7 protein-coding genes are annotated in these 12,007 nt (G+C 65.4%); 4 read left to right on the forward strand and 3 right to left on the reverse strand.

Annotated features, from left to right (window positions below):
- Positions 1-170: 170 nt before the first annotated feature.
- Positions 171-1,580, forward strand: coding sequence for an ATP-binding protein (locus tag E8F06_RS27200; protein WP_348532269.1), 1,410 nt, complete (start codon positions 171-173; stop codon positions 1,578-1,580).
- Here E8F06_RS27200 and E8F06_RS27205 read toward each other — a convergent pair.
- A complete protein-coding gene (locus E8F06_RS27205; RefSeq protein ID WP_280372277.1) occupies positions 1,577-2,254 on the reverse strand; it encodes a response regulator transcription factor in 678 nt (225 codons plus the stop codon). The two genes, E8F06_RS27200 and E8F06_RS27205, sit on opposite strands and share 4 nt — an antisense overlap.
- 456 nt (positions 2,255-2,710) lie before the next feature.
- On the opposite strand from E8F06_RS27205, the gene E8F06_RS27210 reads away from it, so the two are divergent.
- On the forward strand, positions 2,711-3,370 hold the full coding sequence (locus E8F06_RS27210) for a gamma-glutamylcyclotransferase (RefSeq protein WP_280372278.1): 660 nt from the start codon (positions 2,711-2,713) through the stop codon (positions 3,368-3,370).
- Positions 3,371-3,524: 154 nt separating this feature from the next.
- Positions 3,525-3,794, forward strand: a complete 270-nt coding sequence (locus E8F06_RS27215; protein ID WP_280372279.1) for a hypothetical protein — start codon at positions 3,525-3,527, stop codon at positions 3,792-3,794.
- A 384-nt stretch (positions 3,795-4,178) separates the two neighbouring features.
- Here E8F06_RS27215 and nirD read toward each other — a convergent pair whose 3' ends face one another.
- Together nirD and nirB are read right to left on the reverse strand one after the other, a co-directional pair.
- Positions 4,179-4,547, reverse strand: a complete 369-nt coding sequence (gene nirD / locus E8F06_RS27220; protein ID WP_280372280.1) for a nitrite reductase small subunit NirD — start codon at positions 4,545-4,547, stop codon at positions 4,179-4,181.
- Entirely contained in the window at positions 4,547-7,099 is a 2,553-nt protein-coding gene (gene nirB / locus E8F06_RS27225; protein WP_280372281.1) for a nitrite reductase large subunit NirB, read from the reverse strand. Before nirB ends, nirD begins: the two co-directional genes overlap by 1 nt.
- A gap of 594 nt (positions 7,100-7,693) precedes the next feature.
- Here nirB and E8F06_RS27230 point away from each other — a divergent pair.
- Entirely contained in the window at positions 7,694-11,821 is a 4,128-nt protein-coding gene (locus E8F06_RS27230) for a sulfite reductase subunit alpha (RefSeq protein ID WP_280372282.1), read from the forward strand.
- Positions 11,822-12,007: the final 186 nt, after the last annotated feature.

The raw sequence follows: 12,007 nt of genomic DNA on the forward strand, positions 1-12,007 counted from the left end.
TGTCCGGGCATTGCCAGGGGCCTGGGAGAAAGCATCGAGGAGTCCGGCGAATGCCCGCAGATGCGAAGGTCGAACCAAATCAGCAGACCTTGGGACAAGTCGGCGCCCCGACTTTGGTCCAACCCGACCCCGGACCAATGTCGGGGCCGCACCGCTCCTGGGGAAGCCGTATGCGCCAGCGGATTCGCCAGCTGAAGCGCTCCACTCAGTTCGTCATCGCCGCCAGCCTGATCCTCGGCCTGACCATGAGCCTGGTGGGCAACCTGGTGAGCCAGCGCATCGAGCGGGCGGCCGTGCAGTCGGCGGCGCAGGCCGGTGCCGTCTACATGGAAAGCTTCCTCGAACCCTTCGTGCAGGAGCTGGCGAGAACCCAGGACATTCCCCCGGAAAGCGCGGCGGCCATCGACCGGCTGATCATCAACAGCAGCCTCAACCGCCACGTGGCTTCGGTGAAGATCTGGCGCCCGGATGGGACTGTGATCTACAGCACCGACAAGTCGGTAGTGCACCGCAAGTTCCCTACCGATGAGATCGACGAGGCATTGCAGGGCCAAATCGTCACCGACCTGGAAGACCTCGGCCAGGACGAGAACGCGTTCGAGCGCAGTCTCAAGGTGCCCCTCTACGAAATCTACGCGCCCCTGCGGGAAACCGGCTCGGGCAAGGTGGTAGCGGTGGGTGAGTTCTATGAACGCGCTGACCAGTTGGAACGGGAAATCCGCACCGTGCGCCTGCAGGTCTGGGCAGTGGTTGGCTCTGCCACGCTGGCGATGCTGGGCTTGCTCTTCTTCGTGGTACGCCGCGGCGAGCGCATCATCGAGCGCCAGCAGATAGCCTTGAAACAGCGGATGGTCGAACAGGCACGCCTGCATGCCCGCAATACCCAACTGCAGCGCCGCATCACCACTGCCAACCAGGAATTCTCGCGCATCAGTGAACTGACCCTGCGACGCCTGGGTGCCGACCTGCATGACGGCCCGGCACAGTTGCTGACACTCATCCTGGTCCGCCTGGATGAACTCGCCCAACTACGCGAGCGCCTGCAACAGCAAGGCGAACCATTCGACGGCGATGCCCTGGAAACCTTGCGCAGTGCCGGTCAGGATGCCCTCCGCGAAATCCGCGACATTTCCCGTGGACTGGCGGTCCCTGAAATCAGCGAACTGGGGCTGGAACAGGTGCTGCGCCTGGTGGTGCAGCGCCACGAACAGCGCACCGATACCCAGGTGGAGCTGGATATCCAGCCGTTGCCTGCCGACGCCACGATGTCACTGAAGATCTGCCTCTATCGCTTCACCCAGGAAGCCCTGAACAATGCCGTGATGCACGCAGGTGGCCAAGGCCAGAAACTCTCGGCCCGTATGGTTGAGGGGCAACTGGAGGTACAGGTGGCCGACTCGGGCAATGGTTTCGTCCCCAGCGACCAGGCCAGCAATGGGCAAGGCCGCCGCCGACTGGGGCTCGCCGGCATGCGTTACCGAGTGGAAGCACTGGGTGGGCAGTTCGACATCCATTCAGCGCCAGGCGAAGGCACCCGCGTCAGTGCCCGCTTCAGGATGGACGACGTAGCGGCCGGCTAGCGCGCCTTGCCCTGCATATCGAGCGATTGCTCGTGGTCTTCATCCCATTGGCGCCGCAGGGCGGTGACGGCTTCCACGCGATTGCGTGCATGGAGTTTCTGCATCACGTTGGTCATGTAGTACTTCACGGTCTTCTCGCTCAGCTTTAGCTTGTCGGCCACTTCGCGATTGGTCAGGCCGTTGGCCACTTCTCGGATGATCTGCTCCTCGCGGTGCGTCAGCTCGATCCTGTGCCGCTCCACATCCTGCCGATGCCGCATTCGCCCCAGTAGCCGGCTGGCGAAGGCCGGCGTGATGAAGCTTTCGCCTCCGGCCACGGTGCGGATCGCCTGCACCAGCTCAGGCCCGCTGACACCCTTGAGCACATACCCCTGGGCCCCGGCTTCCAGTGCCGCATAGGCATCGTCTTCGCTTTCCGAAACGGTCAGCATCAGTACCCGCACGCCCGTCGCCTCGGCGGTGATTCGGCGCACGGCGGCAAAGCAGTCGCCCGGCATGTTCACATCCATCAGCAGCACGTCGGGTCGAAGGCGCAGGGCAATATCCACAGCATCCTCCGAGCAGGCGCCCTGCTCCACGACCTGGAAGTCCCCGATACGCTTGAGTGCGGAGGCCACGCCTTGCCTGAGCAGGGGATGGTCGTCAACGATGCCGATCCTGATCCTGGCTTCCACGAAAGGTTACTCCCCGAGTGACGCAGGCCCACCTCACCGGCGGCAGCAAGCCAGCGGAGGCGGGATTGGGGACTGCCCCGATGGCGAGGCGTACGTCCCCCGACAACCCTGAGTAGTAGCAGCGCCCTGCCTCCCATGCCGATGAGGGGTCGCAGCCCCCGCCGAATGCGCGGTTTTCCAGAACGGACGGTACTCCGGGCGACGGGCGGCACCCTCATCCATCTCCCTACCGCCGAAACTCGCCAGGAGCTCGAAAGAGCGCTGTCAGCTTATCGCCGTTGGCAATAAACCGATGCCAGATAATTCCTTTGCTTCATCAATCGAGCGTGATCAGCTCTACCCGCAGGATTTTTGTGGGAAATTCGACGACTGCCTGTTCGCCAATGCCCTTCCACCTGCTAAAAAAAGGAAGCGGGCGGGGAAAGTCCGCACATCATCGGCATCCGCAGTACGCTTATGACCGGAAGCAACCACGACACACCTTTCACGCCCTACCCGCCGCTGCTCGATCAGCCGGCGCAACTCACCCGCGCCGAACTGCTCGCCTCCCTGGAAAACACCATGGCCCGCCATCGCGGCGGTCCGGTCTGGCTGTTCGCCTACGGCTCGCTGATCTGGCGGCCGGAATGTCCCACGGAAGAAAGCCGCCGCGCGCGCATCCACGGCTACCATCGCGGGCTTTACCTCTGGTCCCTGATCCATCGCGGCACTCCGGAATCGCCAGGGCTGGTGCTCGGCCTGGACCGTGGCGGCTCCTGTGCAGGTTTCGCCTACCGACTGCCGGAGGAACAGCTGCAGGAACACCTGATCGCCCTTTGGCAGCGGGAAATGCCCGATGCGGCCTACGAGCCCAAATGGCTCAACTGCCAACTGGAGAGAGGCCCCAAGGTGAAGGCCCTGGGATTCGTGCTGCGTCGCGACTTCGCCTGCTATGCCGGCGCACTGCCGGACCACGTGCTGCGCCAGGTCTTCGACGGCGCCAGCGGTCACTACGGCAGCACACGGGACTATGTGGAAAAGACCGCGAACATCCTGCGAGCCCACGCCATGCCCGACCGCAAGCTGGAGGAAGCCCTGGTGCGCTGCTGCAAACAGGGTGCGCTGAGTTTCAGCTGATCGCTGTGGGTCCAACCTCTCGCCTGCGATCGCTGCCTGGCGCCTCGGATTCCTTATCGATAACACGAAAAATCACACAATGTGTTTGCCTTGAATCCCTACAGGTCCCGTGCGTAGCGTTTCGAGCCCGCCAGCAGCTACGAGCACCCCGCACATGACTTCGCATCGCTTTCCCACCCTGGAAGACTTCCCCATCGACGTTCTGGATGTGCACGCCGACGCCAGCCCCGAGGATTGCCACCGGCTGGGCGACTACCGCCTGGTTCAGGTTTCCAGCCTGATCGAGCGCCTGCGCCACGAGCGGAACGCCGGCGCATCCGGCCAGCTGCGCCAGGAGGTCCTGCTATCGACAATGGAAGCGCTGCTGATGGATGCCCACCTGATGTACGCGCGGGCTCATGCGCGGGCCGGTAGCAAGGCCTAGCCCGAGCTGGCACCTCTTTTGTTTTGTGGGGGCGAATTCATTCGCGAAAGGGATTGGCACCACGCTGACCTGACACCGCCCTCACCCCAACCCTCTCCCAGAGGGAGAGGGAGAGGGAGCCGTCCGTGCCAGCCCGGCAGCAACGTAGGATGGGTGGAGCGGAGCGATACCCATGCTGTTCGTTGGAGCCGATGGGTATCGCTTCGCTCCAGCGGAACGCCGCCCGCCACATCCTACGAACGTCTTCCTGTTTCCTGGGTAGCCCAATCGTCACAGGCAGAGCCGATGACTCAGGACCACGTCCTCGGGACGTGGTTTCCCAAGTCCAAATGAACTCACTCCACAGAGTTAGCTCCCCCTCAACAAGCGTCGCGAACGTCGGGACTACTCCACCCCAAGCTCCACCACATCCCCTTGCAACCTGACCGGCCATACACGCAGCTTCTGCTCCGGATACTCCAGGCAAGAACCGTCCTCCAGGCGGTAGTGCTGCTTGTAGAGCGGCGAGGCGATCACCAGGGAGCCGCCCAGGTGGCCGACGATGCCACGGCCGATCACGTTGGCATGGGCCATTGGGTCGTGGTTCTGCACCGCGAACAACTGCTCGCCCTCCTCGCCGTTCAGATAGAAGAGCGCCACCTGGATATTGCTCACCCAGGCCACCACGCCCGAGTTGGGCACCAGGTCTTCCCGGCGGCAGACGGGCTGCCAGCGGCCCCGGACTTCACTGCGTTGCAGGCTTGCTTCGATCATCAGACCACCTCCTCGGCTACAGGGATCAGCGTGAGCTCGGCCGCCGTCACCGGACGGATCTGCCCACGTTCATTGACGAAATGGATATCCGGATCACCGCGCCCGTCGTTGACGAAGGTGCGGAAGCGCTTGAGCTTCTCCGGGTCCTTGATGGCGTTGGCCCACTCGCATTCGTAGCGGTCCACCACCAGTTGCATCTGTGCTTCGAGCTCCGCACCCAGTCCCAGGCTGTCGTCGATGATCACCGCCTTGAGGTAATCCAGGCCGCCCTCCAGGCTCTCACGCCAGACCGAGGTGCGCTGCAGCTTGTCGGCGGTGCGGATGTAGAACATCAGGAAGCGGTCGATGTAGCGGATCAGGGTTTCGTCATCGAGATCGGTGGCGAACAGCTCGGCGTGGCGCGGACGCATGCCGCCGTTGCCGCAGACGTAGAGGTTCCAGCCCTTCTCAGTGGCGATCACACCCACGTCCTTGCTTTGCGCCTCGGCGCATTCGCGGGTGCAGCCGGACACGGCGAACTTCAGCTTGTGCGGCGAGCGCAGGCCCTTGTAGCGATTCTCGATGTCCAGGGCCATCTTCACGCTGTCCTGGACGCCGTAGCGGCACCAGGTGCTGCCCACGCAGGACTTCACGGTACGGGTGGACTTGCCATAGGCGTGGCCGGTTTCAAATCCGGCGGCGATCAGCTCGCCCCAGATATCCGGCAACTCGTGGAGCTGGGCGCCGAACAGGTCGATGCGCTGGCCGCCGGTGATCTTGGTGTAGAGCTTGTACTTCTTCGCCACCTCGCCAATGGCGATCAGGCCTTCCGGGGTGATCTCGCCGCCGGGGATGCGTGGTACCACCGAATAGGTGCCGTTCTTCTGCATGTTGGCCATGAAGGTGTCGTTGGTGTCCTGCAGCGGCACCAGCCAGGGGTTCTGGATCGGCCGGTTCCAGCAGGAAGCGAGGATGGAGCCGATGGCCGGCTTGCAGATCTCGCAGCCGACGTGGCCACGGCCATGCTTGGCGAGCATCTCCTCGAAGGTCTCGATGCCTTCCACCCGCACCAGTGCATAGAGCTCCTGGCGGGTGTAGGCGAAGTGCTCGCAGAGGCTCTTGTCCACAGCCACGCCACGGGCCGACAGTTCGTGCTCGACCACCTGCTTGAGCAGTGCCGCGCAGCCGCCGCAACCGGTGGCCGCCTTGGTGCAGGCCTTGACCCCGGCGACGTCGGTGCAGCCACTGTCGATGGCGGAGCAGATGGCGCCCTTGCTGACGTTGTGGCAGGAGCAGACGGTGGCGGTGGCCGGCAGTGCATCGGCGCCCAGGGCCGGCGCGCCCTCACCCACCGGCAGGATCAGGCTGGACGGGTCGGCCGGCAGCTTGATGCCGTTCTGCACGTACTGCAGCAGGGTGTCGTAGTAGCTGTTGTCACCCACCAGCACCGCACCCAGGGCCTGCTTGCCGTCGGCGGAAACCACCAGGCGGCGATAGCTGGAGGTGGCTTCGTCGATGAAGCGGTAGCTGCGGGCGCCCGGCAGCGCACCGTGAGCGTCGCCGATGGAGCCCACGTCCACGCCCAGCAGCTTCAGCTTGGTGGACATATCGGCACCGATGAAGGGATCGGCGTCTTCACCACAGAGCTGCGCTGCGACGCTGCGGGCCATCTGGTAACCGGGGGCGACCAGGCCAAAGATGCTGCCGTTCCAGGCGGCGCACTCACCAATGGCGTAGATGTCCGCGTCCGAGGTCAGGCATTGGCCGTCGATGGCCACGCCGCCGCGCGCGCCCAGTTCCAGGCCGCACTGGCGGGCCAGGGCGTCCTGCGGGCGGATGCCGGCAGAGAAGACGATCAGGTCGGTTTCGAGGAAATCCTCACCGGCGAAGTTCATCCGGTAACGGTATTCCTCGCCGGCACTGATGGACTGGGTCGCCTTCGAGAGATGCACCCCCACGCCGAGGTCTTCGATGCGAGCCTTGAGCGCCTGGCCGCCCTGGTCATCGAGCTGCACCGGCATCAGGCGCGGGGCGAACTCCACCACATGGGCGTCGAGCCCCAGGGACTTCAGCGCGTTGGCGGCTTCCAGGCCCAGCAGGCCGCCGCCCACCACCACACCACGGCGAGCCTGGGCGGCAGCGGCGCGGATGGTGTCGAGATCGGCCAAGGTGCGGTAGACCAGGCGCGAGTCGCCTTCGGCCCCTTCAATGGGAGGCACGAAGGGATAGGAACCCGTCGCCAGTACCAGCTTGTCGTAGGCCAGGCTGCCATTGGCAGTGATCACCTCACGACGCTCGCGGTCGATCTCCAGTACCGGCACGCCCAGGTGCAGGGTCACGCCCGGCGTCTGATAGAGGCTGGCCTCGCTCAGGGCCAGGGATTCGGCATCGCGGCCCGTGAAGTATTCGGAGAGGTGCACGCGGTCATAGGCGCGCAGCGGCTCCTCGCTGAAGACTTCGATGCGATAGCGATCCAGGGCGCCGCGCTCGACCAGTTGCTCCACACAGTGGTGGCCGACCATGCCGTTGCCGATGACGACCAGCGTTTGCACATCAGGAGTGGAAGTGTTCATAGGTAGCACCCGACCCAAGCCAATCACGTTTTCTGGGGGCAAAAAAAAGCGCCTGGGACTCGCCGTCCCAGGCGCCTTTGCCTGTTCGTTCATGGGTGCTGCCGGGCCACACTGCCTGGCGCACCTGTCAACCCGGGGAAGTGATCGCCATTGATCTGCCGGGCCGCCCGCCACGCTGTTCGTGGTGAGCCTGGAACTGCCTATGCAGTGGCTGTGCCAGATTGCCGAACCGCGCTTCCCTCTCTCTCCCCAACGCCAGAAACGACGCGGCTTCCAGCAGATCCGGCAGCTGCCTCGACCGTTGCCACTGGAGAATCCAGCAAGCATCCGGACAAGAACCAAAACGGTGCGAATGCACCGTCCGCGCCCCATCCTGAAGCTCATCCAGCACATTGCGAATCAAGCGGGAATTTACCCGCAAGCAGCGTCCCGCCAAGCCTTCACGCGCATCACAGGGGACTTGGCATGTGCCTTGCGATAGCTGCAACAAGGCAATCAATGCCGATTGCCCTACCCCACGACAAAGGCGCCGTGTCTCCCCCGTTCCGACGGTGGGTGGCATGGCGCTTTTTCGTTTCTGCGCAAGGTACGGATATGGCGAACAAGACAGTGCGAAGCGTGTGTCCCTATTGCGGCGTCGGCTGCGGCATCGTCATGGAGGTGGCGGACAACCGCGTGGTCAAGGTGAGCGGCGACAAGTCCCACCCGACCAACTTCGGCCGCCTCTGCACCAAGGGGAACACCTGCGCCCAGCCGTTGACCGACTCGGGCCGCATGGAGCATGCCTACCTGCGCCACGAACGCAGCCGCGACCCGGTGCGCGCAGGCATCGACCAGGCCATCGGCGACACCGCCCGGCGCCTGCGCGAGCTGCTCGACGCCCACGGCCCGGACGCCATTTCCTTTTATGTGTCCGGGCAGATGTCCCTGGAGGCCCAGTACCTGGCCAACAAGCTGGCCAAGGGATTCATCCGCACCCGTCACATCGAATCCAACTCCCGGCTGTGCATGGCCAGCGCGGGCAGCGGCTACAAGCTCTCCCTCGGCTCGGATGGCCCGCCCGGCTCCTATCAGGATTTCGACAAGGCCGACCTGTTCCTCGTGACCGGCGCCAACATGGCCGACTGCCACCCGATCCTCTTCCTGCGCATGATGGACAGGGTCAAGGCCGGGGCGAAGCTGATTGTGGTCGACCCACGCCGCACCGCCACCGCCGACAAGGCCAGCCTTTACCTGCCGATCAGGCCGGGCACCGACCTCGCCCTGCTCAACGGCCTGCTCCACCTGCTGCACAGGAACGGCCATACCGACCCGGCCTTCATCGCCGCCCATACCCGGGGCTGGGAGGCCATGCCGGACTTCCTCGCGGACTACACGCCGGATCGCGTCGCCGCCATCACCGGGCTGCCCGAAGCGGATATCCGCAAGGCCGCCCAGTGGATCGGCGAAGCACGGGACTGGATGAGCTGCTGGACCATGGGCCTCAACCAGAGCACCCATGGCACCTGGAACACCAACGCCCTGTGCAACCTGCACCTGGCCACCGGCGCCATCTGCCGGCCGGGCAGCGGCCCTTTCTCCCTCACCGGCCAGCCCAACGCCATGGGCGGACGCGAAATGGGCTACATGGGCCCCGGCCTGCCCGGCCAGCGCTCGTTGCTGGTGGACGCCGACCGGGCCTTCATCGAAGACCTGTGGCAGCTACCGCACGGCCACCTGCGCCAGGACGGCGGCAACGGCACCGTTGCCATGTTCGAGGCCATGGGCGCAGGCGACATCAAGGCCTGCTGGATCATCTGCACCAACCCGGCGGCCACCGTGCCCAACCGTCGCCTGGCCATCGAAGGCCTGCAGGCGGCCGAACTGGTGATCACCCAGGACGCCTTCCTCGATACCGAAACAAACCGCTACGCCGACATCCTCCTGCCCGGTGCCCTCTGGGCCGAGGCGGAAGGCGTGATGATCAACTCCGAGCGTACCCTCACCCTCACCCAGAAGGCCGTGGACGCCCCCGGCGACAGCCTGCCGGACTGGCAGATCATCGCCCGCGTCGCCTGCGCCATGGGCTTCGAAGAGGCCTTCAGCTACGCCTCCGCCGCCGAGGTGTTCGAGGAAATCAAACGGGCATGGAACCCGAAGACCGGCTACGACATCCGCGGCGCCAGCCATGAACTGCTGCGCCAGGGACCGATGCAATGGCCCTGTGCGCCGGGCAGCTCCGCCAACGCGCGCAACCCCGTCCGCTACCTCAACGACGGCGCCAGCCAGGCGCCCAGGACCGATACCGACAGCAATCGCCCGGCCATCGCCTTCGCCACCGAAGACGGCAAGGGCGTGTTCCTGGCCCGCCCCCACATGGAGCCGGCGGACCTGCCCGACGACGAGTTTCCCCTGATACTCAACACCGGGCGCGTGCAGCACCAGTGGCACACCCTGACCAAGACCGGCAAGGTCGCCACCCTGAACAAGCTCAACCCCGGCCCCTTCGTGGAGATCCACCCGAGCGATGCCAGCCGCCTCGGCATCGTCGACAAGGGCCAGGTGGAAGTGCGCTCCCGCCGTGGCCGCGCGGTGCTGCCGGCGGTGGTCAGCGACCGGGTGCTGCCGGGCAACTGCTTCGCGCCCTTCCACTGGAACGACCGCTACGGCGACGACCTGGCGATCAACGCGGTAACCAGCGACGCCATCGACCCCATTTCGCTGCAGCCGGAGTTCAAGTACAGCGCCGTTGCCCTGGCACCCGTCGCTCCGACCAGCCCCCAGCTCATCCCCTTGGTAGAAGTCGAGCCGGTCGCGGCCAGCGCCGCTGCCGGTTTTCCGGAGGAACTCGCCGACATGCCGATCAACGCCTTCGCCCGTCTGCTGAACCTCGATGTCAGCGCCGAGCTCTGCCTGGCGCCCACCGAACAGCGCTACCTCCAGGGTTACCTGCTCGGCCTGCGCAGCGAAGAGAGCCGCAAGCTGGGTGGCGTGCCCACCTTGCCGACCTGCGCTCCACTTGCCCCGGAAACCCGCCTGCTGCTGGACGGCATCCTCGCCGGGCTGTTCTCCCGTAGCTGGGAGGCGCCCGCGCCTGTAGCAGCCGAGGCACCGGTTGCGGAAAAGCCGCTGCTGGTGCTCTGGTGCTCGCAAACCGGCAATGCGGAAAGCTTCGCCACCCTCTGCGCCGACAGCTTCAAGGCCGACGGCCGCACGGTACAGGTACGCTCCATGGACCTTGCCCAACCTGCCGATCTGGCTGGCGTCGGTGCCGCGCTGCTGATCGCCAGCACCTTCGGCGACGGCGACCCGTCCGACAATGGCGCCGCCTTCTGGGACGCCCTGAATACGGACGGTGTCCCCTCACTGTCCGGGCTGGACTTTGCCGTGCTGGCCATGGGTGACTCCAACTACGACCAGTTCTGCGGCTTTGGCCGCAAGCTCGACGCCCGCCTCGAAGCCCTCGGCGCGCGCCGCCTTGCGCCACGGGTGGACTGCGAACCGGAGTACGAAGAACCGGCGCAGGCCTGGCTGGACAACGTCCGCGCCGCCCTGGCCGGTAACTTGGTCACGCAACCCGTGCCGGAAACCATCGGAGCACCGTCGGAGGAAGCCGATGCGCCCACCTACAGCCGCCAGCGCCCCCTGGTGTCCCGCCTGCTGCGCAACCCGGTGCTGAATGCGCCTGGCTCCAGCAAGGAAACCCGGCAGATCGTGCTCGACCTCAAGGGCAGCGGCTTGCGCTATCAGGCCGGCGATGCCCTGGGGGTGTGGCCGAGCAACTGCCCGAATCTGGTGAACGAAGTGCTGGCCGCACTGAAGCTGGACGGTGACCAGCCGGTGGAGGTGAAAGACCAGGGCGCGATGCCACTGTCGACCGCCCTGGGTCGCCACTTCGACATCGCGAAGATCACTCCCGACCTGCTGCGCTTCGTCGCCGAACGTTCGGCGAGCGGCGAACTCACGGCCCTGCTGGAACCAGCGAACAAGGCCGGGCTGGACGACTGGCTCTGGGGACGGCAACTGGCCGACCTGCTACGCGCCCATTCCGTCCGGATCAGCGCGGATGAACTGCTGGGCCGGCTGAAACGCCTGCAACCGCGCCTCTACTCCATCGCATCCAGTCCCCTGGCGACGCCGGATGAGGTGCATCTGACAGTGTCTACTGTGCGCTACCAGTGCGAGGGCCAGGACCGCGCCGGCATCTGCTCGGCCTTCCTCGCCGACCGCGCGGGCCAGGGCGATGTGTCGATCTTCATCCAGAAGTCAGCCCACTTCCGCGTACCAGCCGACCCCGAGCGGCCGATGATCATGGTCGGCCCCGGCACCGGCATCGCCCCTTTCCGCGCCTTCCTCCAGGAACGCCAGGCATCGGGCGCCAGAGGCCGCAACTGGCTGTTCTTCGGCGAACAGCGGGAAGCCACCGACTTCTACTACCGCGACGAGCTGGAAGCCTGGCAGGCCTCCGGCCACCTGCACCGCCTGGACACCGCCTTCTCCCGCGACCAGGCGGAGAAGGTCTATGTGCAGCAACGCATGCTGGAACAAGGCGCCGAGCTGTGGCGCTGGCTGGAGGACGGCGCGCATTTCTATGTCTGTGGCGACGCCAGTCGCATGGCCAAGGACGTGGACGCGGCGCTCAAGGCGGTGGTGCGGGAGCACGGCGGGATGAGCGCAGCACAAGCCGAGGCCTACGTCAGCGCCCTGGCCAGGGACAAGCGCTATGTGCGGGATGTGTATTGAGGGCGGACCTGCGACCCGTTTGGCGAGTAAACATCCACGTTCGTAGAACGTGGACTTACTTTTGGCCCCCTATAAGGGGGCATCTCGGAGCGGGCTGAGCAATCGTAGCTCGGCTGCAATCCAGGAGCGGCGGTGGGATAGCCCCGGATTTCATCCAGGCTACGGACTGCTGGCTGCCGCATAACC

This window comes from Pseudomonas sp. BN411 (genome assembly GCF_029871235.1).
GTDB lineage: Bacteria > Pseudomonadota > Gammaproteobacteria > Pseudomonadales > Pseudomonadaceae > Metapseudomonas.

Bases quoted from the DNA above. Each gene is read 5' to 3' on its own strand.
- nirD (WP_280372280.1), bottom strand. From the start codon at position 4,547: ATGATCGAAGCAAGCCTGCAACGCAGTGAAGTCCGGGGCCGCTGGCAG.
- E8F06_RS27200 (WP_348532269.1), top strand. From the start codon at position 171: ATGCGCCAGCGGATTCGCCAGCTGAAGCGCTCCACTCAGTTCGTCATC.
- E8F06_RS27210 (WP_280372278.1), top strand. From the start codon at position 2,711: ATGACCGGAAGCAACCACGACACACCTTTCACGCCCTACCCGCCGCTG.
- E8F06_RS27215 (WP_280372279.1), top strand. From the start codon at position 3,525: ATGACTTCGCATCGCTTTCCCACCCTGGAAGACTTCCCCATCGACGTT.
- E8F06_RS27230 (WP_280372282.1), top strand. From the start codon at position 7,694: ATGGCGAACAAGACAGTGCGAAGCGTGTGTCCCTATTGCGGCGTCGGC.
- nirB (WP_280372281.1), bottom strand. From the start codon at position 7,099: ATGAACACTTCCACTCCTGATGTGCAAACGCTGGTCGTCATCGGCAAC.